The organism is Pseudomonas sp. Marseille-QA0892, from assembly GCF_054950135.1.
Map to the genome: position 1 here is coordinate 2,467,856 of NZ_CM143104.1, position 23,242 is coordinate 2,491,097.

Here is a 23,242-nt window from a genome sequence, read left to right on the forward strand (position 1 = left end):
TATGGGAAACGAATGGACGCGACCTCGCAAACGGATTGAAAGTCTGCATGGATGCGAGACTCACGTAAACCAGAAAAGTACAGCGGACAGCCCGCACCCGACCGACGAGCAAGCGAAGCGGTATTTCAACCGAACTATGGCCCGTGAAAGGCGGAATCGACCGGGGTCATCGATACCGAACTAGCCAGTGCTGCAGAGTCGTTTGGATTCATCCTGGCACCGAAGCAGCATCAGGTAGTGCCGCTCGAGCATCAACCGAACGTTGGCTGGCAGGTCTTGATCCAGTACGTGGCGATAAATAAGGCCTGTGCTGGCTTCACAGCGGAGGCACTCGCGCAGTAGGCCATCGTGGCTGGTCAGCGAGAAAAGATTCGCCACGTCTAGCCACTGCTGTCGCAGCGCACCGAAAACGGGCCGCCCTTCGGCTGGATCACTGCCGAGTGAGCGGACCATTTGTTGAAGCTCGTTAGTGGCCAGCGCGCAGGATTTGGCATGGCTATCGATACAGCGCCTTGATACGCCGGAGTTGAGCGAATCCGCACAATCCCGTAGCCAGGCCTCTTGGTTCATACATGCTTCGATAAGCGAATCGAGTAGCGACACAACGCTCGGGTTATCCATCGCGCCTCCAGATCTGCCGTCATCACAAAGTTTGCTGTCCTTGTGGAGTCGACTCAGAAGACACGATCAGGTTCGGCGGACGCTTGTCGAAAAATCTAGCACGCTATCCGCCAACTGCTCCGAAAACACCGCAGCGGTATGCCGCTTCTTCGCGGCGCAGGCGGCGCTGCTTTTCGAGCGAAGGAGACGCAACCAGGCGTGGGCGCGAGAGGATTTGGAACAGCGCATGGCGCGTGAGGTCGCTGAGGTGCAGGTTCATGGCGTTGACTCCTGAAGAGGTAACGTCATCCTGCGCCCACGGCCCGTCACGGCCGTTGACATCGATCAATCAAGTCGCTGCCTGGAACAAAAAACAAGGCGCGATCGCATGAGCCTGAGCCATGTCGAACCGCGCCTAACATCGCAGCTTGCGCTGCTGCGGAACGGCATCCCTGCCGAGAGGGAAGCGTTACATGTAGCTGGGAAGGCCGATATTACGCAGCTTGCGCAACGAGTCCTTCGGCGGAACTTGGCCATTCATGATCGCCAGGTCGCGGCGAATGCCGTGAATGAACGCCTCGCTATCGGTTTCAGAAGCGAAGCGCTTAGGTAGAACGCGGCGAAATTCTATCTCGGAGTCGCGGCTGCTGAACTCGAGCAGAAAGCCGTCAGGGCGAGGCTTGCTTTGAATGGAGTAGTCCGGGAACGAGCGGATGATGTGCTGGACAACTGTGGACATTGTTATGTACTCCCGATTAAGCAATGCGTATTGCAGGAGTACGCTGCATAGCTGATGCCAATGTCGCGTTAAGATAAAAACCTTTGTATTTCAGTGATTTATAAAAAACAGAGAGTGTCGAAGCATTGCATAATGCAAGATCCACTGCAGTTTGCCGGGCAAAACGAACGACGACGCTCGCCTGATGTCGTCGTTCACCGTCTGCAGGTTTGATCAACCACCCGTTACGCTCATGAACCGCACGACCTGGACCTGCTCGTCTGCCTCGAAGTGATGCCGCTCAGGCTTCAGTCGAAGTGCCTGGATAATTGCATTGCGCAGCCGTTCAGGCTCGCCTGGATATCGACGCATCAGCCCTTTCAAATCAAGTGCTCCGTCGTGTCCGAGGCAGAGCACCAGCTTTCCTTCTGCGGTGACGCGCACGCGATTACAATCTCCACAAAAGTTGCGGCTGTGCGGCGAAATGAAGCCTACCCTCGTTTCGCTACCTGCCACCTGCCAATAGCGGGACGGACCACCCGTACGATGCTGGCTGGGCAGCAGCGTAAACCGAGGCTCGATCAAGGCCCTAACCTCATCACTGGTGCACAGCGTTACCGCGCGCTCATGGCTCACAACGCTGCCAAGCGGCATCTCCTCGATGAAGCTGATGTCGACGCCCTTCTCAACGGCGAACGCAACGAGATCAGCAACCTCATCGTCGTTTCGACCTTTCTGGATCACGCTATTCAGCTTGACCCGCTCGAAACCGGCATCGCGCGCAGCCTCGATCCCGTCGAGCACCTGGCCGAGCTTGTCGCGTCGGGCAAACGCGGCAAAACGATCACGATCCAGTGAATCAAGGCTGATATTCAGACGTGTCACGCCTGCTTTGCGCAGGTCGCTCGCCATGGTGGCCAGCTGCGAGCCGTTGGTGGTGATCGACAGATCTTCCAGCTCGGCTCGCGCGCCGAGCGACTGCAGCAATCCAAGCAGGCCTTTGCGCACGAGCGGCTCACCGCCGGTAATCCGGATGCGTCGGACGCCAAGACTCATGAACGTCGTCGCAACCGTCTCCAACTCCTCAAGGCTGAGAATCTGGGAGCGAGGCGCGAAAACCATGTCTTCGCTCATGCAATACGTGCAACGGAAGTCGCAGCGATCGGTCACGGACAGACGCAGATAGCTGATACGTCTGCCAAACGGATCGATCAAGCGATCATCGGTCATCTAGATCTCCTACAGCGTCAGCGGAGCAATTGATTGCCGACTCAAGAACGGGGGAACAGGCCAATAGTCTACAGCACCGGCGCATCGCCCCACAGCGAACGCCGTCCTTGCCGCCCTACAGCGGACCGAAGATCGGCACCATTGGTTCGGGGCGGATGCTTGACAGCGCGCCCAGACATAAGCATCCGCGGCACTCAAGGATCAGAGTTCGAATTCAGCCTGGAGCGCCGCACGTACGCAATGCAGCACCGGTTCAGAGACTCGCCCCTGGAACTGCGGTGCAATAGCCGAGACGGGGGGTAGCTCGCCCTCTCCATCCAGAAACGCGTCCTGGATTTCATCCATGAGCGACTCTGGCAGATCGAGTGCCTGGTCTAGCGACAGTTGACCCGCCGTAATGGCCTCGGCAAGCAGGCTAAACACATTGCGCTCACTGCAATTCAATTGACCCGCGATCTGGACAGGTGTCATGCCCGCGCGCGCCAGGCTCACCAACTCATGCCGCAGATCAGCCGGTGACAGTTGGGCCGGCGCCGAGGACGCACCGTCACCAAGAACCGCGAGAAACGCCTCGCCATAACGCTCTAGCTTGCGCGCACCTACCCCACTGATGCGCCCCATGTCCGAAAGCGTTCGCGGCTGCGCACGAAGCATCTCCAGTAGAGTTGCGTCAGGGAAGATGACGTAGGGCGGCACCGAATGCTCTTCAGCCAGTTTGCGCCGCAGTGTTCGCAGGGCCTCCCACTGATCGCGCTCTTCCGCTCTGACAAGTTGGCTTGCGGCACTAGCGCCCGATTTCGCGGCTTTGGGCTTGATGTCCTTACGCAGCTCCAGCTTGACCTCACCGCGTAGCAATGGCCGACAGGTTTCGGTCAGCCTGAGTCCACCGAACCCTTCCAGATCGACATCGGCCAACCCACGGGCGACCAACTGCCGGAAAAGCGTCCGCCATTCGCCTTCGTTGAGTGCTTTCCCAACACCGAAGACAGCCAGTTGCTGGTGGCCGGGCGCACGAATCTTCTCGTTGTCTCGGCCCAACAGGATGTCTACCAGATGTCCGACGCCATAGCGCTGCCCGCTACGGTATACCGCCGACAGTGCCTGCCGGGCGGGCTCCGTTGCATCCCAGGTCTGGACACCATCCTGGCAGTTGTCACAGTGTCCGCATGGCTCAGGCATGTGCTCGTCGAAATAGGCGAGGAGCGTTTGGCGACGGCACCGCGTTTCCTCGCAAAGCGCAAGCATTGCATCGAGCTTGTGTTGCTCGACGCGCTTGTGGCGCTCATCCCCTTCGGAATTGGCCAGCATCTGCTTGAGAAAGATCACGTCCTGCAGGCCGTAGACCATCCACGCATCGGCGGGCAAACCGTCTCGACCAGCGCGCCCAGTCTCCTGGTAATACGCCTCAAGCGACTTGGGTAGGTCCATGTGAGCCACGAAGCGCACGTTGGGCTTGTCGATGCCCATGCCGAACGCAATGGTTGCCACCATGATCAGCCCTTCCTCGTTAAGGAACCGCCGCTGGTGAAAGGAACGCAGTTCGTTCGAAAGCCCTGCGTGGTAAGGCAGGGCCGGGAAGCCCTGCTCCGACAGAAATGCCGCGACCTCCTCGACCTTCTTGCGCGACATGCAATAGACAATGCCGGCATCACCCCGCCGTTGCTCGAGGAACGCCATCAACTGCTTGCGCGGCTGATCCTTGGGCAGGATTCGATAAAAGATATTCGGCCGATCGAAGCTGGAAAGGAAACGCTCGGCATCGTCGAGCTGCAGCCGTTGAACGATTTCCTCGCGGGTACGTTTGTCCGCCGTCGCGGTAAGCGCAACCCGTGGTACCGATGGAAACTGTTCGGCGAGTTGCCCGAGCTGCATGTACTCGGGGCGGAAGTCATGCCCCCACTGGGACACGCAATGCGCCTCGTCAATGGCGAACAGCGCTATCTCCAGCCCGCTTAGGAAAGACAACATGCGCGGCTGAACCAGACGCTCCGGCGCGAGATACAGCATCTTGACCTCGCCCCTACGGATACGCGCAGCGATGTCGCGCTGTTGTTCGGCGTCCAGGGACGAATTCAGGGCGACGGCCGCAACCCCGAGTTCTTCGAGTGTTGCAACCTGGTCATCCATCAGCGCAATGAGCGGTGAAACGACGACCGCCAACCCATCACGCATGAGCGCAGGCACCTGATAACAGAGCGATTTGCCGCCGCCGGTGGGCATCAGGACGAGCGCGTCACCACCGCTGGCGACGCGTTCGACGATCGACGCCTGGTGTCCCCTGAACGCGTCATAACCGAAGACATCTTTGAGTATGCGCTGGGCGTGGTCGAGCATGAACACTCCAATCAAGAGCCGTGGCGACCACGGCAGAAAACGGCGGTCATTATACGGACACACAGGATAAATAGGGCCGTGCGACCGTCTGCACACAGAGTGGGCAACTTTTGCCCGACACGCGGTCTACCCAAGTGCGCCAAAAAAGATCCGCGAACGCGCGCGTCGACATGGCCTTACGGGATAGAATCACCCACGTTTCAATCCACCAGGTAACCGCCGATGTCCTTTGCTGAGCAATTCACCCGCCTTCAGGCATTTCTCGATGCCGACGATCTGCACGAGGAAGCGCTCGATTACGTCGCCGCACACGGTTACCTGACCGCGCTGTGCATTTGCCCCGTGGACGTCCCGGAGCGCGAGTGGATCGACGCCCTTTTTGCTGAACCGCCTCATTACCGTGATGATGCCGAACGTGAGGATATCGAGAGCGCGCTCGTGGCTCTCAAGGCCCACATCGCGCGTCAGTTGGCCAGTGACGAGGACATGCAGCTGCCTTGCGATCTGGACCTGGGCGACGACCCGGACGACTCTGATCTACGCGGCTGGTGCATCGGTTTCATGGAGGGCGTCTTCCTGCGCGAGGCCGTATGGTTCGAAGGCTCCGAAGATGAAGTGAGTGAGCTACTGTTGCCGATCATGGTGGGCTCGGGCCTGTTCGAGGAACAGCAAGAATTTGCCGAGATTGCGCGCGATGAAGACCTGGTTGCCAGCATGGTCGAACAGATTCCGGAATTGCTGACTGCCCTTTACCTGCTGTGCAACGCGCCGGATGAAAAGCCCGCGCTCCTCAAGCCCCGCCACTGATTTGCCAGCCACGGATGGCGCACACCACACCGTGCGTCATCCGCTGGTGCGGGCACTGCTGATTTCAATTGGTTTTCTAAGCGTCGCGCTCGGCGTACTCGGAATCTTTCTGCCGCTGTTACCGACCACGCCTTTTCTTCTACTGGCCGCAGGGTGCTTTGCCCGCAGCTCGCCCCGCTTTTATCGCTGGCTGACCTCACATCCGCGGCTCGGCCCATGGATTCGGGACTATCTCGATGGTCGAGGCATTCCACTCAAGGCCAAATACTGGGCCGTCGGCCTGCTATGGTCGAGTATCGGCTTCTCAGCCTGGATCGTTGACGTACTGTGGGTCAGGCTCGTTCTGCTGACCTGCGCGGTACTCGTCACGCTTTATATTCTTCGCCAACCCACACGTCCGCTCTGAACCCTGCTATCTGCAGCCAACCATATTAGTGGCTGGCTGCAACACCGTCAGGCAAGGCTCTTGCTGACGACCTCGTACACATCGCTGGACAAAGAACCCGATGCGAGAATCCGTTCGAGTTCGCCGCGCATGAGTGCTTGACGTTCAGCACCGTACTTGCGCCAGCGCGTAAGTGGAGAAAGCAGGCGCGACGCGATCTGCGGGTTCATCGCGTTCAAGGCGGTCACCTGATCTGCGAGGAAGCGATAGCCCGCGCCGTCGATACTATGGAAATTGACCAGGTTCTGATTGGCGAACGCACCGATCAACGCCCTTACCTTGTTGGGATTCTTGAGCGTGAAGGCTGGATGGTTCATCAGCATCTGCACGCGCTCAAGGCCCCCAGGCAGCGGGCTTCCTGCCTGCACGCTGAACCACTGGTCCATGACGAGCGGGTCATCCTTGAACTGCTCTGCGAACGACTCGAGTGCCTGCTGGCGCTGGGTATCGAATGGCGAATTGACGAGAATGGCCATGGCCGACAGGCGCTCGGTCATGTTGTCGCTGTTCTCGAACTGGTCGAGACAGGCCTGCAGAACCTGGTCCTGCCCTTCCAGCATCAGGTAGGACAGCGCAATGTTCTGGAGCCCTCGCCGAGCGATTTCGTCTGCCTGCGCCTTGTAGGGTGTCGCGCGGGATATCGCGCGATTTTCCTGGTAGCGCTTCCAGAGGACGTCGAACAACGCACCGGCAATGAATCGGCGAGCGTGCTCGCGTGCAGCATGAATGGCGTCTGGATCAGCAACCGTCGAGATTTCCGTCAGATAGGCTTCCGATGGCAGGCTGAGCATCTCCGCAACCATGGCCTGGTCCAGCGATGTATCCGAGAGCACGTGAGCGAAGGCGTCGACCAGGCGCGTATCAAGCTGCATGGGTTCACCGCGCTGCTGCTGTGCAATCAGATCCTGTAGGACCTGGACCGACAGTTGCTGCCCAGCATCCCAACGATTGAAGCCATCGGTGTCATGCTGCATCAGGAACATCAGTTGGTCCCTGTCGTACGGAAAACTCCATTTCACCGGCGCGGAAAAACCGCGCAGCAACGAGGGCAATGGCTTCTCTGAAACGTCCTCGAATACGAAAGTCTGCTCGGGTTCGGTGACCGAGACCACACGCGATGTGCCTTGCGCTTCCGATTCACCTTGTAGTCGAAGCGGAAGGGCCTGGCCACGTGCGTCGAGCAAACCAAGTTCGACCGGGATAACGAAGGGCTCTTTGTCGGTCTGCCCTGGCGTTGGCGGACAGCTCTGACGGAACGTGAGCGCGTAGCGGCCCTGCGCCTCGTCGAATGTCTCGGTGATGTCGAGCCGTGGCGTGCCCGACTGGCTATACCAGCGCTTGAATTGCGTGAGATCGATTCCGTTGGCGTCTTCCATGGCCTTGACGAAATCGTCGCAGGTCACAGCCTGTCCGTCATGACGCTCGAAATACAGGTCCGACCCACGACGGAAGCCCTCGGCACCGACCAAAGTGTGGATCATACGGACGACTTCCGAACCCTTTTCATAAACAGTCAGGGTGTAGAAGTTGGAGATCTCGATGAACGAATCCGGGCGAACGGGATGGGCCATGGGGCCTGCGTCTTCGGCGAACTGATGCGTCCGCAAATAAGCAACGTCCTCGATGCGCTTGACCGTTCGTGAATTCATGTCGGCACTGAATTCCGCGTCGCGGAAAACGGTGAAGCCTTCCTTGAGCGAAAGCTGAAACCAGTCACGGCAGGTCACGCGGTTGCCGGACCAGTTGTGGAAGTATTCGTGCGCGACGATCGCCTCGACACGCTGATGGGCGGCATCCGTGGCCGTCTCCGCCTTCGCCAGCACCGCACTGGAGTTGAAGATGTTGAGGCCCTTGTTCTCCATGGCGCCCATATTGAAATCGTTGACGGCGACAATCATGAAGATGTCCAGATCGTACTCTCGACCATAGACCTCCTCGTCCCACTTCATCGACTTCTTGAGGCTGTCCATCGCGTGCTGGCATTTGTCGATGTTTTCAGGCTCGACATAGATGCGCAACGCGACCTCACGTCCGCTCATCGTGGTGAAACTGTCTTCCACACACCAGAGGTCACCCGCGACCAAAGCGAACAGGTAGGCGGGTTTGCGGAACGGATCTTCCCACGTCGCCCAGTGCCGGCCGCCCTCTTCCGTACCGCTTGCAATCGGGTTCCCGTTGGAAAGCAGCACCGGATAGCGCGCCTGGTCGCCAGACACCGTTGTGGTGAAACGGCTCATCACGTCCGGGCGGTCAAGGTAATAGGTGATCTTGCGGAATCCTTCTGCTTCGCACTGTGTGCAAAACATCTTGCCTGACTTGTACAGCCCCTCCAGGGCCGTGTTTTGCTCGGGATGAATGCGCACCGTACTGTCGACCACGAATTGCTCGGCGGTGGGCTGCAACGTCAGGTGGTTTTCGTCCAATACATAGTCGCTGCGCTGAAGCTCAGTGTCATCGAGAGACAGACTGAGGAGTTCCAGATGCTGCCCATCCAGAACCAGTGGAGGCAGCGCGACGTCGGCGGACTCCCCGACACGATCGGGATTGCGCCGCATCACCAGCTGCGTGTGAACCAGCGAATGGTCCTCATGCAGCTCGAATGTCAGATGCGTTTCGTCGATCAGGTAATCGGAGGCCAGGTAATCCTTGAGGTGGATGACTTTGGGTTGATCGGTGCGCATGAAGCCTCCTTGAGTGAGCGACGTCGCCTCAGCGATGTCGCCACGAATGATGGGGTACGACGCGCTGCGCCATCGAAGCCGTGTGAGCCCCGACGCGCAGACGATGACATGTCGTTACATTACCTCAGCACGACGGCTTACGCAGCGCACTGTGAGGTTGAAAGACGAACGCGGATCAGGCGGCGCTGGCTGCGACGTTGTATGCGGTGAACTTGCGAACGTTGATGACGCCTGTATCCAGCATGAGGTACTGGCCCTTGATACCCATCAGCGTACCTTCGACGATAGGTGTCTTCTCGAAATCGAACGTCGCGATCTTCGTTGGATAGACCTCGACCGGATAACGGATATCAACTGGCCGGGCATCCGCGAGCAACTGAATCGCCTGGAGACCGAAGCGATTTTGCAGCCCCATGATTCCCTCGGCGAGGCGATCAAACAGCCTTTCGCGTATCTCGATCAAGTCGAGCGGGGCCGCATCTGACTTGAGCAGCGCGCGCCAATTGGTGCGGTCGGCGACTTCGCTTCGCAACAGGTCTTCCACAAAACCGGATTGCTGTCGGGTGGATACGCGCATGATGGGAAGTGCCTGCATGGCACCCTGATCCAGCCAACGCGTCGGCAATTGCGTCCCACGCGTGATCCCTACCTTGATGCCGGACGAATTGGCCAGGTAGACGATGTGGTCGGTCATACAGAATTCAGCACCCCAGGCCGGATCACGGCAGGTACCAAGCTCATGGTGGCAACGCTCGGGGCTGACGATGCAGGTATCGCATTGGGGCAGCTTCTTGAAACAAGGGTAGCAATAACCCTGGCTGAAGCTCTTGTTCGTCTTGCGACCGCAGTGCGTGCAGTGAATGGCACCCAGATACTCCAGGCGGATAGGGCGGCCAATCAGCGGGTTGACAGAAATCTCGGCATCACCGAGACGAAGCTTGTACTGAACAGGCGTATCCAGCTGCACCCTCATCTTCTCAAGGGCGCCACGACCAAGTTCCTGCATCAGTGAATGGCGTCCGACTTGAAAAGGATGTTCTCGACCGGCACTTCCTTGGAACTGCATTGCTGCGGTCCCATGTAACCGGTCCGTTGATCCTCCGGCAGGTGCTTTGCCTCATAGGCGATGACCGCCTGAAGCGACAGCTCCTTCTGCTCCTGAGTGAGTTTTCGGCCATCAGACCACTTCCCGGTCTCTACCGCGAGCTTGAGGCTCTCATAGATATCCGGGGTGATGTTCTGGATAAGCTGGGCGAAGGACGACATGGACACCTCGGCTAGATAGCGTAAGCGCCCATTTTAGGGGGTTGGGTAGATCGCCGTCGAGTCGCCTCCGGCGACCGGTCTCGCCTCAGGCCGGCTGACCGCGCCCACGTGACAGCATGCCCGCGATCGCACCGAACGCGCAGCCCGCCAATAACCCACCGACGTGCGCTGCATTGGCAATCGCCCCGAAGCCCAGTGCGCCAACCACGCCGGTCATGCAGACAACTAGCCAGATCAGCATCATTCCAACCACACCCGGCGGTAGTCGGAAAATTGAATTGGGCGAGACCTTTTGGAAAATCCAGCAATAACCGAGCAGCCCGTAAAGCACCCCGGACAGCCCGCCAAACAGGCTCGGCCCGCCATACGTGTACTGAGCGACGTTCGCGATCAGGCTGAACACAAGCGAAAGCCCCAGTAGCGTCAGGCCGCCATGCCGTGTTTCGATCCGCCTTCCCAACTCCCAGAACCAGAGACTGTTCATCGCAAGGTGCAGAAAACCGAAGTGAATGAACATCGGGGTGATGAGTCGCCACCACTGGGACGTCAGCGTGTACTCGACGGGCGCGAAATACAGGTACTGGTCCTGAATACGGAAGTCCAGGAAGCTGAGCCATCGGATAGTCGAGAATTGGTCACCGAAGCCGGTGAAGAGCGCGGCGAGCAACGTCAGCACCAACATTGCCGTTGTCGCGGGATTGCTCGCTAATTGCTCCTTGACGCTGCGGCGCCGTGCTTGCCGCGCCTGCATCCGCTCGGACAGCTCGACATGCTCAGGCTCGGCACCGTCCGGATGCGCGGCGTACAGTGCCCTGACCTCTTCAGCGCTGCCGTCGTCCAACACCCAGACGATCTGGACATCGTTTGATTCAACGACGCGGTGTGCAACACCCAGCGCCCGCAATAGCGTGGTGAAACCCCGCAAGTCGACATCCAGCGCTACTCGAAACGCCTCTACCTGGCTCACTCACGTGCCTCCGGGGTATCTACATCCACCCATACGAATCGGCTGGCTTCGAGTTGCTGCTCTCCGTCGAAACGATACGCGACGAGCTTGCCGCCCAGGACAGCGCTGTAGTCCAGGCAGGCCAGGTTCTGCCGGATAGGCTCGGGCTCGCCGTTACGCCAGTAGTGCCCCACGAACAGGGGCGGCTGGTCGTCGCCATAACACAGCAATTGGCTGCGCTGCTCCTCGGTAAGAGGGCAGTCGATCATGTCCTCTGGCAATCCGTCTGGTTGGAAGACGATATCGCCCAAGGTACGTGGCGATGGCTCCCAGAACTTCGTGCGAAACACAGAGCGCTCGAAACCGTCCCGACCACGGATCGTTCGACCGTCCGGCAGCCGCATCCCCGTCCCGCGCAGCAACCGATCAAATGTGCGGCATGGAAGGCTTTCCGCGATCCCCGACTCACGGAGGAAGGCTTGGTCGACGCGACCATCCGGGAAACGCTCGAACAGCGACTTCACCAGCATGTGGTCCCAGCAAGCATGGACCAGACGGAACCGGCCGGCATCGACTGCCAATGGCAAGCTATAGAACCAGCCCAGGAAATCCCGCCAGTCCCCGGGATGATGCGCGAACTGCTCCAGCGTATCGCCGATGATTCGGCTGTTGCGCTCCGAGTGTTCCCTGATATGGCCACGTTCGCTTTCGGGCGGTGCGACGGTATGCCACCCGAGCACGTCATACTCATGATTGCCCATCAGGCACAAGGCTTGCCCGGCGTCCACCATGTCATGAACCAGATGAAGGGCCTCACGGATGCGAGGCCCGCGGTCAACGATGTCGCCGAGAAAAAGCGCCATGCGCCGGGAATGTCGCCAGACGCCATTCGTGCGCCGATAGCCGAGACGCTCGAGCAGGTACTCGAGTGTTCGCCCGCAGCCATGAACGTCGCCAATAATGTCGTAACCCCGTGCCGCATCCAACATCATGGCGCCCCCGGCGAACCCAGCCGACTTCCCCACCCGAGCTTGGTGCGACAGACTTCGTAGTAGTTGTGGTCCAGCGGGTGAATAAGACGCAGCTTGCGAGGCTTTTTGTTGACCTTGACGGTATCACCCGGTGCGCAGGTGAAATGATTTTGCCCATCACAGGACACCTGTGGATATATCTGCATATTGGGCGAGACGACGATTTTGAGCTCGCTGTTACCGTCCACGACGATGGGGCGGCTCGAAAGCGTATGGGGGTACATTGGCACGACAACGATGGCGTCGAGCTTGGGATGCATGATTGGGCCGCCGGCCGAAAGCGCATAGGCAGTCGACCCGGTCGGGGTGGAAATGATCAGCCCATCCGCACGTTGGCTGCAAACGAATTGCCCATCGATATGCAGTTCGAACTCGATCATGCGCGTGGATTTGCCAGGGTGTAGCACTACGTCGTTCAGGGCATCGCCTTGCCCGATCGCCTCGCCATTACGACGCACTTCCGCCTCGAGAAGGAAGCGGCTTTCCATCATGTACTGGCCGTCCAGCACTTCGGCGACCTTGACCTCGAGCTCATCCGGACGGATATCCGTGAGGAATCCAAGGTTGCCACGATTGATGCCCAGCACCGGGACCTTGTGATTGGCCATCACACGCGCCGCGCCGAGCAAACTCCCATCGCCGCCCACCACGATAACGAGGTCACAGGCCTCACCCAGCGACTTGCGCGATGAGACCTGCATGCCGTGTCCCGGCAAGACATCGGCAATGGTTTCTTCGAGGATTACATGCAAACCGCGGTCCGACAGGAACCGCTTCAGGCGTCGGATAGTGTCCAGAACCTGGGAGCTGCCCAGGCGGCCAATGATGCCAATATTGCGAAACTGCTGCTGCATGGGACTCCCGGAGTGACAGGCTGGACGATCGAATTATGGGCAATGGTGCCGGTACCGGCAAACCACCCAAGCGCTTCGGCACGCTATGCTGAACGCATGACGATCTTCAGTTCGCTTGCCGAGATCATTGACGACCTGACCTCGCCCACCGTTCGCGACCTTGCCTGGGTTCTGACCGCACCGCCGCTGCTGCATTCCATCGAAGAACAGCGGCATCCACTCATCGCGAGCGTATGGGCAGAGCAGCCGACGTCGATGCGCGATTGGCTGACTGCGCTCGACCAGGCGCCAGCGGCGCTCGATACTTATCTAGCCGGCCGGTTCACGGGCCGCCTCGGCCATTACTACGAAGCCCTGTGGCAATTCGCGGTGCGATCGGCCCATGGCGTAGATCTGCTCGCGACGAACCTCGCCATCCGCGACGGCAACAGGACGCTGGGCGAAATGGACATGGTGTACCGGGACGGCGATGGCGTTCATCACGTCGAGTTTGCGGTCAAGTTGTACCTGGGACCGGAACGAGGCGATGGCACTGACGTTCATGCCTGGCATGGCACCGACATAACGGACCGTCTAGGCATAAAGCTCACCCGCCTTCGTGACCGGCAACTGAAGCTCTCCTCCAGCGAAGCGGGACTCGCGGCACTTCGTACGATGACCAGTGAACCTATACGGTCTTCACTCTGGCTGGGCGGCTATCTGTTTTACCCCGCTGGCATGTGCTGCAGCCCTCCCAAGCTTGCCCATCCGGCTCATCAACGAGGGTCTTGGATGCGGTACGGCGACTTTGCCTTGCAGGCTGACCCGGCAATGTGGCGGCTGATTCCTCGACAGCGCTGGCTCGCCCCCGCACTGCCCGCCTTGACCGAGGCGCTCCCCGACAGATTCTCGGATTGGAAGGCAGAGTTTCCTACACCTGCGCCCGCAAAGCTGCTGGCTCGCCTTGATCCAAGCACGGGCATCGAAATGGAACGCGTGATGCTCGTGGACGATGCGTGGCATGGCGCTTCCGCACAGGCATCAAGTGACTAGGGAAGGTTGAGACCAAAGCCCCGTCGGGCTTGCAGGCCGCCCGTGTGTATGAAGACCACTCGGGAACCGCTCGCCAGACCGTCATTGATCACCGCGTCTCGCAGCGCCATCAAAGCCTTGCCGGTATAGATCGGTTCCAACGGCACATCGCACGACTGTCCGAATTCGACCATAAACGTGTTAAGCGCTTCATCCCGCTTCGCAAAACCTTTTCGTGAGGCGTCAACCAGGCGATAGGGTGAATCGGCCCGCCTTTGCTCGCCAAGGATCGAGGCAATGTTTTCAGGAACGCCATAGCCTTCTGGCACTGCAACGGCACCAACGACACCTGAAGCACCGGCTAGCACCAGCCCGGCGAGCGTCGTCCCGGTCCCCACCGGCAACCAAATCTCGTCAGCGGTGGACCAACCCACCCCGTCAAGGCCAGCATCGAGAAGCGTTAGAATCTCACCACAGCCGTTAGCGCCCAGCGCCCCACCACCGCCCTCGGGGATCATCACCGCGCCGGGATAGCGAGCCTGCCAAGGCGTCCAGAAATCAGCAGCGTGGCGCGCCCGATAGCTGCCATAGCCAAGCCAGTGCAATTCCATGCCGAAGGTTTCGAGGTCCCGCACGGTAGGGGTTTCGCAGCGATGGCCTCGGAGTAGCCCAACCGTACGAAGCCCCATGGCATTGCCCACCGCGGCCAATGCATGCAGGTGATTGGAATGCGCGCCGCCCAGGCTGATGAGAGTCGTTGCGCCCGTTGCACGTGCAAGGTCCAGATAGCCTGCCAGCTTGAACGGTTTGTTACCACTGATCACGGGGTCCGTGAGGTCCAGGCGTAAAACCGCCAGCTCGACGCCAGTGCCGTCGAGCCAACCAGGCGATACCGGGACAAGAGGGACGTGCGCCGTATTACTCGCCAATCGCCCCGCTCCGCCCATACGAGGTGTTTAGCAGTGTTGTACTTGGACTGCCGGTAGTGTGGGCTGACGAGGCCGGTACGTCTGCTACGGACGCACGAAGCGCCATGAGCTCGCGCTGAAGATGCAGCGCCGCTTGATGCCAACGTTTTGTCTTGGCCCGCTCTTCCTGCAATGCGCGTGCTGCGATCACGCGATGCGCCTTCTTCAATTCTTCGATAGCCTCCTGATGCTGCTTCGCCAACGCCGCCAGTTGGCGCTGATGCGCCTGCTTGAGCGCTGCCAATACAGCTTCGGCAGGCATGGCAGTGCCTTCATCGGGCTCCACCGGCGCGTCGGTCAGAATACCCAGGCGGTTGCGCTTGACCCGCGCCTCAAGCAACTGCAGATGGTTCGTACTAGGTGTCCAGAGCTGGAGGTTCAGCGAATCGGCATTTTCGTTGCTGGGCTGCGCAATGCGCAGGTGCTGACCGTTACGTATCTGCTTGAATGGCGCAGCGTCCGCCAGCTGCCGCAAAGGCAGGTTCCACTCGATCAGCGGGACGCCGGCCGAATCGAAGTCTAGCCAGAAGCATACAAGCGCCTGAAGACTCAACTGGCTGTCGATTAGCGCATAGATAGCGGGTGCCCGGTCGCAAGCGAAGCACTCGACGCTTGCAAGGCCATCGAGCAATGCGTCGAACTCGGCTGGCAACATCTCGCGGATGATCTCCGAGCCGTGGAACAAAAATACGGCCTCGGTCAGTGGGGGCGGCTTGAGCGGGCTCACGGTGCGGGCTCCTCTGGCTTAACGAATGCAGGACATTAGCCTTGAACACAGATAGCCGCACCAGGGCGGTGGCGGCAACGGTTCGGCAGCTAGTCTAGGCCAGAGAGCGTCACGCAGGTGTGACACGCTTGGCAGCCATCCGGGCTGCCAGGCAGATCACTTCGCTTTGTAGATGATGCCTGGGTTGCACTGAACCATCTGGTACAGGTTCGGCAGGCCGTTCAGGGCTTCCGATGCGCCCAGGAACAGATAGCCACCTGGTTTGAGGGTGGCATGGATGCGCGTGAGGATGTCTTTCTTCACATCTGCCGAGAAATAGATCAGGACGTTCCGGCAAAACACGACGTCGAACTTGCCCAGAGGCGCGTAGCTGTCCAGCAGGTTGAGTGATCGAAACTCAACGCGATTGCGGATCGTCGGCTTCACAACCCAGCGGCCAGGCGTCTTCGGATCGAAATAACGCTGCAGGCGATCTGGAGAAAGCCCCCGCCCCATGGCAAGGCTGTCGTACTCTCCAGTCTTGCATGCATTAAGCATCGAGCCAGACAAATCGGTTGCCACGATCTGCACACCGGCACGGAGTTGGCCCGGCGCCGTACGCTCGTACTCATCGAGCGTCATCGCCAGCGAATAGGGCTCCTGACCAGACGAGCACGCCGCCGACCAGATACGGAGGCGCTGGCCCGGGCTTGCCTTGAGCATTTCAGGCAAGACCTTCGACTTCATCACCTCGAAGGGATAGGCGTCGCGAAACCAGAGCGTCTCGTTGGTCGTCATGGCATCGACAACCTGCTCACGCAGCGTTCCCCTTACGGGTGACTGCATCTTCTGGACGAGCTCTCCAAGCGACGCAATACCTTGCTGCTCCATCAGCTTGTTGAGGCGGCTGGAAACCAGGTACTGTTTGTTGGTGCCGAGCAGGATCCCGCAGGTCTTTTCGAGAAAGACGCGGAACTGCTCGAAATCCGAATTGTTCGTGGATGACACTCAGAGGCCTCGCGCAACAGGGTAAAAGCGTGGTGTGGCAAGCTGGGCTTCAGCTTGCGCACACGGCATTGATTCGTTCGACCACGCGAGACGCCAATTCGTCCGGCTTGAACTTCGGCAGGAAATCATCGGCGCCGACCTTTTTCACCATCGCCTGGTTGAACACACCCGACAGCGATGTATGCAGAAGGATATGCATCTTCTGCATTCTTGGATCGTGGCGCACCTCTGCCGTCAGGGTATAGCCATCCATCTCGGGCATCTCGATGTCGGAGATCATCATCAGAAACTCATCATTGGGCTGCTTGCCCTCGTCGAGCATCTTGTGAAGATAGTCCAGCGCCTGACGCCCGTCATTAAGTGCGACGACTTCCAGGCCAACGCTTTCGAGGCAGCGTTTGACCTGCTTGCGAGCGACTGACGAGTCATCGACGATCAGCACGCGACGAGACATGGCCTTGGCCTGTGTCTCGCTGTCGATCACACCTTCGGAAATGACTTCCGAGGTCGGCGCAACCTCGGCCAGGATCTTCTCGACATCAATGATCTCGACAAGCTGGTTGTCTACCCGGGTGACCGCAGTCAGATAGTGCGCGCGCCCGGTACCCTTGGGTGGCGGATGAATCGACTCCCAGTTCATATTGATGATGCGCTCAACGGAGCGCACCAGGAATCCCTGAATCTTCGAGTTGTACTCGGTGATGATGACAAAACTGTTCTTGATGTCATCAAGGCCGCGTCGACCCGTCGCCATCGAGAGGTCGAGAATGGGCAATGTACCGCCACGAATGTTCGCGACACCGCGCACAACCGGACTGGACTTCGGCATGATGGTCAGATGTGGGCATTGCAGCACCTCTTTCACCTTGAACACGTTGATGCCGTAAAGCTGCGAGCCATCCAGCCGGAACAGAAGCAGCTCCAGACGGTTCTGCCCCACCAGCTGTGTTCGCTGATTAACCGAATCCAATACACCGGCCATGCCGATTACCTCATAAAGACTGATGCGTATTCCCGATTCCGCAAATGGCACGCCCTTTGCTGAAATCCGGTCATGAATACATTTACGTCACTTTTTCGACTGATCGCCCGATTCCGCCTTTTCAAGCGCGGCGTACGGTCGCTTTCGCTCGGCTGCGGTCTACTGCTGGCCTCGCAGACGTATGCGCAGGAGCTTGTCACTACGCCCAACCAGCTTATCGGCACTGCCCAGGGTTTTCTTGAATGGACTGTAGAAGATTATCTGCAACGTAGTGCAATCGAAGCACGTCACGAGATCAGCATCAACACAATTGATCCCCGCCTGCGCCTCGGCTATTGCCCGGACGGCATCAATGCATCACTTGAAAGCCCCGCCGAGCCGATCGGCCGGGTGACTGTCCGTATCACCTGCACCGGCAGCGCACCGTGGACGGTGTTCGTTCCCGCCCAGGTTAAGTTCTTTAGAAATGTAGTCGTGACGACGCAGCCACTGAAACGTCTCGCCGTCATTGGCTTCGATCAGGTGGCGCTTGCCGAGCGCGACATCGGGCTCATAAAGCAGGGCTACCTGACATCTGTCGATCAGGTCGTCGGTAAGAAACTCACGCGCCCGACCGTCATGGATCAGGTGCTCAGCCCCTCCTTCCTGAACGATGCGGAACTCGTTCGCCGTGGCGACCAGGTCGTGATTTCTGCGCGTAGTGGCGCTATCAATGTGAAGATGCCGGGCGAGGCGCTGGCCGATGGCGCCCAAGGCCAGCAGATTCGTGTCCGCAACCAGCGCTCGGAGCGCGTGGTCAAAGCTCGGGTGACCGGTCCCGGGCAGGTCGAGGTGGATATGTAGACACGTCGACGAAACCTCGTTTTCGGCACGGCCTCGTCGAGCAAGGCATCGACGAAAGGTGTAGCATGTGCCAGCCATCCGTTGTACGGTCGATGGACGCCAGGTACGTCTGTTATGCGGAATCGACGACCTCTCGGTGGCGGGATGAAAAAAAAGCTCAAGTTTCCTTCGGTAGCGCCGAAAAGCTTGGCAAGCGTCCACTACGAGGTTTCAAGACATGGTTATCGAATTCAATCGGCCGAATTCGACTTCGGCCCCGACGACAAGTCGAACAAGCGCCACGCAAGGCCCTTCCCAGGCGGAAAAGCCCACGAAGGCCGCTGAGCCACAGGCAGCCGCTTCGACGTCGCGCGGCGAGAGCGTTCAGCTGAGCCAGGAAGCGCAGGATCTGAAAGGCGTGACCGACCGACTGAAAGACCTACCAGTGGTCAACAGCGAAAAGGTTGCAAGCCTCAAGGCTGCTATCGCTGATGGCAGCTACCAGGTCAACAGCGAACGCGTCGCCAGCAAAATGCTCAATTTCGAAGCGCAGCGCTGATCCTCAGGATTTGTGCCGCGCGTTAGCTCACGCGGAGTATTCTGAATGCCTGCTGCTGCCCTGCTGCAATTGTTCGAAGAAGACGTCGGCCATGCCGAGCGCCTTCGTGGCCTCATCGATGAAGAGTTCGACGCGCTCCAGGCACGTGACCTGGAACGACTCCAGGCCATCTTGGCTGAGAAGCAGCCCTTGCTGGCGCTGTTGGACCAGCATGCCAAAATGCGGACCGCATTGATGTCCAAGGCGGGACTGCCTGCTGATCGAGACGGGCTGGAAGCGCTTGCCAAGCGCGCGGCCGAAGGCACCGCCCTTGTGGAACGTAGCGAGGCGCTGAGCGCCGGGCTCGAGCAGTGCCGGGCCAGCAATGTGCGAAACGGGCGTCTTATCAATGCCAACCAGGCGGCTGTTGGGCAACTGCTTGGCATCCTGCGCGGCGGTAACGATACACCGAGCCTGTACGATCGACGTGGCAGCACGGCACGGTCTGGATACCAGCGCCCGCTGAGCGAAGCCTGATTTTCAACTCGCACAAGGACATACTGTCGATAAGCCAGTATTCTGGTGCAACGTATCAAGAGACCGGAGCACTGGACGTGTCCACCCTCTTTGCCCAAAACGATGGCCCACAGCCCCCTCGTATCCTGAAGACGGCTGTCGAAGTACAGGCCAACCTGAGGACGCTCCTGGAAGGACGCGACCCATTGGTAATCAGCTTCGAGGGCCGCGGCCAGCTATTTCAGAGCTTCGTTGTCGCCGTTGATAAAGAGCGCGGCGTTTATGCGCTCGATGAAATCATTCCCAACGCAGGCGAGCGATTCATCACAAACGGTGAGCCTTTCAAGGTCCACGGCTATCATGATGGCGTCAAGATCGCCTGGTCCTCCGACGGCGCGCTTCAGGTAGGTGAGCTTTCCGGTGCGAAATGCTACTGGGGATATCTGCCCGCTGAGGTCATTTATTACCAGCGCCGCAACGCGTTTCGCGTGTCCCTCAAGCTGAGCGAACTGGTGGACGTCGATCTCGGAGGCAAGCGCCTGTCGGACGCGATCAGCGGGCAGATGCTGGATATCTCCGCCACAGGATGCAGGATTCGCTTCCCGGGGAATGTCACCGACCGCATCCAACCCGGCCAGGTTTATGACACCTTCACCGCCAGGTTACCGTTCGGCGCACTGACGATGGCCATTGAGCTGCGCCATTGCCACTATTCGAACGAAGCCGACAAGACCTTCGCCGGCATCCGCTTTCACAGGATGAGCGGCCTCGAACAGCGCAATGTCGAGCGCTTCGTCTATCAGCTCCAGCGCGAAGCGCGCCGCGTCGACTAGCCCTTTATCCTGATCGACCGGCCCCCTATGGCCGGTCTTTCCGCTCATCGCCGTCTTCAGGCGTATCTGAACCCGAGCCGCTCAAAACTCCAGCACCATCAACCCCAGGCGAAGCCTCCGTTTCGGAAGTAACCGACTCGTCGCCCGGCGCTGCGGCTTCCGGCGCATCCTCCGTCATGACATCCTGAACCACCTGCTCGTCGACCCGCGGATCGAGCGCTGCCGTGAGGGGTGAACTCGCCGTACTGTCCTGCATGGGAACGTGTTGAAGCGGCGCGTTCTCGACCTGATGTTTGTGTGTCACCTGATCCGGCCTCACGCGCCAGACCAAAAGCAGGCCACATGCGCTGAAGAATGCGTAAAGCATGTTCGCGCCAAAAAGCTTCATCAGCAGCCCACCCAGCAGTGGACCGATACTGGCGCCGATACCGAAGGTCACCAGCAGCATCGCTGTGAGCGACACGCGCCGCTCTGCCTCGACATGATCGTTCGCGAACGCCACCGCAAGGGGATAAAGACTGAAGTGCAGCAGGCTAACAATGAACGCTAGGGGCAAAATCAGCTGCAGCGGCAGTTCTGGCATCAACGCGAGGGGAAGCGACGCTATGGTCAAGGCCAGTGCCGCATTGCGAATCAGTTTGGATCGGTCCGAACGGTCCGAGAACCAACCCAGTGGCCACTGCACAACGAGTCCCGCCAGGATACACGCACCCATGTACAGGCCGACCTCCTCTGTCGGCAGGCCTACGCGAGACGCATACAACGGGCCCAGGCCATAGAACGCGCCAATGACGAGGCCCGATGCGAACGTTGTCATCAGCGATACGGGCACGCGCTGCAGGAAGAACCGCGGCTCGAGCGGCGCAGGACGCAACGGGGCCGGGTGCAGCTTTCCGGTAAGGGCGACAGGTACCAGGCACAGTGCAAAACACATCGCCACCAGCATGAGCAATTCGGGACCGAGGCTTGGATGAACCACCAACACCATCTGGCCCAGGATAAGGCCCATATAGGAGGCCACCATGTAGGCGCTGAACACGAGTCCACGCGACTTGGCTTCCGCCTGCTCATTCAACCAGCTTTCAAGCACCATGTACTGACACATCATGCCGAGGCCGACCATCATCCGCAGCAGAAGCCAGGCGGGTAACCAATCGACGATGCCAAAGCCCAGTACCGCAGCACTGACAATACCGGCGCATGCCGCGTAAGCCCGGATGTGCCCCACCCTCGCGATGAGGCGGTGGCCTGTCTTCGCTCCCAGCACGAGACCGATGTAGTTAGCCGCCATCATCGCGCCGACCCAGATGCCGTCTACGGTTTCCGACAGGTGCAACGCGAGATACGTGCTCAGAAGGCCGGAGCCCATGAGCATCAACAGCGTGGCGAAATACAGCGCTCGAAATGACTTCCAGATGAGGCGCATTGGTGCTCCGTGAAGCGAAGACAGAACGGCCGGTCGTCCAAAGGCCCGGCCATGAACTGCGTTTCGACAGCGCCGACGTGCAAGTGTCTCGCACGTCGCAAAGAGATTAGCGCATGGTCGGCTCAGGCATACGCGGCCAGGAAGCGACGCTCCCAGGGGGTGATTTCATCGAAGAAATGCGCGAGTTCCATAGCCTTCGTCGCGACATAGCCGTCGACGAAGGCCTCGTTGAACAACGCCCTCGCCAGTTCGCTGCGTCTGAGGCGCTCCAGCGCGGCGTGCATCGTTCCCGGCAGCACAAGTCCATCTGGCACGACGAGTTCACCCTGCACGGCCGCATCGGGCTCGATTGCGTTCTCGATACCGTACAAGCCTGCCGCCAGGCTTGCCGCTATCGACAGGTACGGATTGGCGTCTGCGCCTGGCAATCGGTTTTCCACGCGCCGCGCTTCTGGGCCACTTGCCGGGATACGCAACCCCGCGGCGCGATTGTCGAGCGACCAGCAGCAATTGTTCGGTGAAGCAAACGGATTGCATAGACGCTGGAAGGAGTTCACATGGGGGGCCATGAACAACGTGAGATCAGGCAGGCACGCCTGCAGACCACCGATGTAATGCCGGAACGCGGCAGTAGGCGATCCCTTCATATCGCTGAAGATATTCGCGCCGGTACACCGGTCGGTCAGACTCTGATGGATATGCATGGAGCTGCCCGCCGTACCAGCGAGCGGTTTCGCCATGCATACCACCGACAGACCATGCTTGAGCGCGATTTCCTTCAACAGGTGCTTGAATAGGAACGTCTGGTCTGCCAGCAGCAGCGGATCCCCATGAAGCAGATTGATTTCGAACTGGCTGGTGCCCATCTCATGCATGAAAGTGTCCCGCGGCATGCCGAAGTGGGCCATGGCCTGGTAAACCTCGCTGAAGAAGGGTCGCAGTCCATTGTTCGACGTCACACTAAAGGCGGACTGACCGATCTCCTGCCGTCCGTCAGCGCCTATGGGCGCCTCGAACGGTTTGTTCGGATCCGGGTTTGGTGCGAAGACGAAGAATTCGAGCTCCGTGGCGACTACTGGCTGGAGCCCTCTTGCCCGATAGCGTTCCACTACTGTCTTCAACAACTGACGCGTCGACAGCAGGCATGGTGTGCCGTCCAGCTCAGTCGCATCGCAGATTGCAAGCCCGCGTGGCTCAGCGCTCCATGGAAGCAGATGGATCTGATCCTGTTGAGGCGTCATGGCGACATCGCCGTCGTCATCACCATAGAAGCGCGTCGGTGGATAGCCTCCCATCATGCATTGGAGAAGCACCCCTCTGGCCAGCTGCAAGCGCCGTCCTTCAAGGAAGCCCTCCCCTGTCATGACCTTGCCACGCGGCACGCCATTCAGATCGGGGGTTATGCACTCCACCTCAGTCACGCTGCCCAATCGCGCGCGCAGAGTGTCCTGGCCTTCGCTCGTCATGACCCGTCCCTTATCAGCCCATCGTCCACACAAAGAATGACCGGGCGCCCTGAC

Annotated in this window: 24 protein-coding genes; 7 read left to right on the forward strand and 17 right to left on the reverse strand. The window is 59.4% G+C overall.

What is annotated here, in order from left to right:
- Positions 1–180: 180 nt before the first annotated feature.
- The 5 genes from ACY8D3_RS11410 to recQ all read right to left on the reverse strand — a co-directional run bounded on the left by ACY8D3_RS11410 (position 181) and on the right by recQ (position 4,882).
- Positions 181–621: a PA2169 family four-helix-bundle protein gene (locus tag ACY8D3_RS11410; protein ID WP_462378895.1), complete on the reverse strand. Its 441-nt coding sequence runs from the start codon at positions 619–621 to the stop codon at positions 181–183.
- 103 nt (positions 622–724) lie between these two features.
- Complete coding sequence (locus tag ACY8D3_RS11415) at positions 725–880, reverse strand: hypothetical protein (protein WP_462378896.1); 156 nt, start codon at positions 878–880, stop codon at positions 725–727.
- A 189-nt stretch (positions 881–1,069) separates the two neighbouring features.
- Positions 1,070–1,339, reverse strand: a complete 270-nt coding sequence (locus ACY8D3_RS11420; RefSeq protein ID WP_462378897.1) for a DUF3509 domain-containing protein — start codon at positions 1,337–1,339, stop codon at positions 1,070–1,072.
- Between the two features lie 213 nt (positions 1,340–1,552).
- Positions 1,553–2,548, reverse strand: a complete 996-nt coding sequence (moaA, locus tag ACY8D3_RS11425) for a GTP 3',8-cyclase MoaA (protein ID WP_462378898.1) — start codon at positions 2,546–2,548, stop codon at positions 1,553–1,555.
- 201 nt (positions 2,549–2,749) lie between these two features.
- Positions 2,750–4,882, reverse strand: coding sequence for a DNA helicase RecQ (gene recQ, locus ACY8D3_RS11430; RefSeq protein ID WP_462378899.1), 2,133 nt, complete (start codon positions 4,880–4,882; stop codon positions 2,750–2,752).
- A 222-nt stretch (positions 4,883–5,104) separates the two neighbouring features.
- Between recQ and ACY8D3_RS11435 the strand changes: the two genes are divergently transcribed.
- A complete protein-coding gene (locus tag ACY8D3_RS11435) occupies positions 5,105–5,689 on the forward strand; it encodes a YecA/YgfB family protein (RefSeq protein ID WP_462378900.1) in 585 nt (194 codons plus the stop codon).
- A complete protein-coding gene (locus ACY8D3_RS11440; protein WP_462378901.1) occupies positions 5,655–6,095 on the forward strand; it encodes a YbaN family protein in 441 nt (146 codons plus the stop codon). Before ACY8D3_RS11435 ends, ACY8D3_RS11440 begins: the two co-directional genes overlap by 35 nt.
- Before the next feature lie 47 nt (positions 6,096–6,142).
- Here the strand turns inward: ACY8D3_RS11440 and pepN are convergent, their stop codons facing one another.
- From pepN to ACY8D3_RS11470, 6 genes are all read right to left on the reverse strand, one after another.
- Entirely contained in the window at positions 6,143–8,815 is a 2,673-nt protein-coding gene (gene pepN, locus ACY8D3_RS11445; protein WP_462378902.1) for an aminopeptidase N, read from the reverse strand.
- A 175-nt stretch (positions 8,816–8,990) separates the two neighbouring features.
- Complete coding sequence (locus ACY8D3_RS11450; RefSeq protein WP_462378903.1) at positions 8,991–9,821, reverse strand: DUF2797 domain-containing protein; 831 nt, start codon at positions 9,819–9,821, stop codon at positions 8,991–8,993.
- Positions 9,821–10,081, reverse strand: a complete 261-nt coding sequence (locus ACY8D3_RS11455) for a YeaC family protein (protein WP_462378904.1) — start codon at positions 10,079–10,081, stop codon at positions 9,821–9,823. The genes ACY8D3_RS11450 and ACY8D3_RS11455 overlap by 1 nt, the downstream gene beginning before the upstream one ends.
- An 85-nt stretch (positions 10,082–10,166) precedes the next feature.
- Positions 10,167–11,048, reverse strand: coding sequence for a rhomboid family intramembrane serine protease (locus ACY8D3_RS11460; protein WP_462378905.1), 882 nt, complete (start codon positions 11,046–11,048; stop codon positions 10,167–10,169).
- Positions 11,045–12,016 (reverse strand): metallophosphoesterase, encoded by a 972-nt coding sequence (locus ACY8D3_RS11465; protein ID WP_462384353.1) that lies wholly within the window; start codon positions 12,014–12,016, stop codon positions 11,045–11,047. Before ACY8D3_RS11465 ends, ACY8D3_RS11460 begins: the two co-directional genes overlap by 4 nt.
- The gene (locus ACY8D3_RS11470) at positions 12,016–12,912 is read right to left on the reverse strand and encodes an NAD(+) kinase (protein ID WP_462378906.1); all 897 of its coding nucleotides are present in this window, start codon (positions 12,910–12,912) and stop codon (positions 12,016–12,018) included. The genes ACY8D3_RS11465 and ACY8D3_RS11470 overlap by 1 nt, the downstream gene beginning before the upstream one ends.
- A gap of 96 nt (positions 12,913–13,008) precedes the next feature.
- Here ACY8D3_RS11470 and ACY8D3_RS11475 point away from each other — a divergent pair, with 96 nt between their 5' ends.
- Positions 13,009–13,944, forward strand: a complete 936-nt coding sequence (locus tag ACY8D3_RS11475) for a DUF1853 family protein (RefSeq protein WP_462378907.1) — start codon at positions 13,009–13,011, stop codon at positions 13,942–13,944.
- On the opposite strand, the gene ACY8D3_RS11480 is transcribed toward ACY8D3_RS11475, so the two are convergent.
- The 4 genes from ACY8D3_RS11480 to ACY8D3_RS11495 form a co-directional block, all read right to left on the reverse strand.
- Positions 13,941–14,852, reverse strand: coding sequence for a 1-aminocyclopropane-1-carboxylate deaminase/D-cysteine desulfhydrase (locus ACY8D3_RS11480; protein ID WP_462378908.1), 912 nt, complete (start codon positions 14,850–14,852; stop codon positions 13,941–13,943). The two genes, ACY8D3_RS11475 and ACY8D3_RS11480, sit on opposite strands and share 4 nt — an antisense overlap.
- A complete protein-coding gene (locus tag ACY8D3_RS11485) occupies positions 14,842–15,618 on the reverse strand; it encodes a hypothetical protein (RefSeq protein ID WP_462378909.1) in 777 nt (258 codons plus the stop codon). The genes ACY8D3_RS11480 and ACY8D3_RS11485 overlap by 11 nt, the downstream gene beginning before the upstream one ends.
- Before the next feature lie 156 nt (positions 15,619–15,774).
- Complete coding sequence (gene cheR / locus ACY8D3_RS11490) at positions 15,775–16,605, reverse strand: protein-glutamate O-methyltransferase CheR (RefSeq protein ID WP_462378910.1); 831 nt, start codon at positions 16,603–16,605, stop codon at positions 15,775–15,777.
- Between the two features lie 49 nt (positions 16,606–16,654).
- The gene (locus tag ACY8D3_RS11495) at positions 16,655–17,587 is read right to left on the reverse strand and encodes a chemotaxis protein CheV (RefSeq protein ID WP_462378911.1); all 933 of its coding nucleotides are present in this window, start codon (positions 17,585–17,587) and stop codon (positions 16,655–16,657) included.
- A gap of 72 nt (positions 17,588–17,659) precedes the next feature.
- Here ACY8D3_RS11495 and flgA point away from each other — a divergent pair, with 72 nt between their 5' ends.
- The 4 genes from flgA to ACY8D3_RS11515 all read left to right on the forward strand — a co-directional run bounded on the left by flgA (position 17,660) and on the right by ACY8D3_RS11515 (position 20,296).
- Positions 17,660–18,430, forward strand: a complete 771-nt coding sequence (flgA, locus tag ACY8D3_RS11500) for a flagellar basal body P-ring formation chaperone FlgA (protein ID WP_462378912.1) — start codon at positions 17,660–17,662, stop codon at positions 18,428–18,430.
- A gap of 217 nt (positions 18,431–18,647) precedes the next feature.
- A complete protein-coding gene (gene flgM / locus ACY8D3_RS11505) occupies positions 18,648–18,968 on the forward strand; it encodes a flagellar biosynthesis anti-sigma factor FlgM (protein ID WP_462378913.1) in 321 nt (106 codons plus the stop codon).
- A gap of 45 nt (positions 18,969–19,013) precedes the next feature.
- Positions 19,014–19,484, forward strand: coding sequence for a flagella synthesis protein FlgN (locus ACY8D3_RS11510; RefSeq protein WP_462378914.1), 471 nt, complete (start codon positions 19,014–19,016; stop codon positions 19,482–19,484).
- A 77-nt stretch (positions 19,485–19,561) separates the two neighbouring features.
- Entirely contained in the window at positions 19,562–20,296 is a 735-nt protein-coding gene (locus ACY8D3_RS11515) for a flagellar brake protein (protein ID WP_462378915.1), read from the forward strand.
- A gap of 25 nt (positions 20,297–20,321) precedes the next feature.
- On the opposite strand, the gene ACY8D3_RS11520 is transcribed toward ACY8D3_RS11515, so the two are convergent.
- The gene (locus ACY8D3_RS11520; RefSeq protein ID WP_462378916.1) at positions 20,322–21,722 is read right to left on the reverse strand and encodes an MFS transporter; all 1,401 of its coding nucleotides are present in this window, start codon (positions 21,720–21,722) and stop codon (positions 20,322–20,324) included.
- Between the two features lie 122 nt (positions 21,723–21,844).
- The gene (locus ACY8D3_RS11525) at positions 21,845–23,188 is read right to left on the reverse strand and encodes a glutamine synthetase family protein (protein ID WP_462378917.1); all 1,344 of its coding nucleotides are present in this window, start codon (positions 23,186–23,188) and stop codon (positions 21,845–21,847) included.
- Positions 23,189–23,242 lie beyond the last annotated feature (54 nt).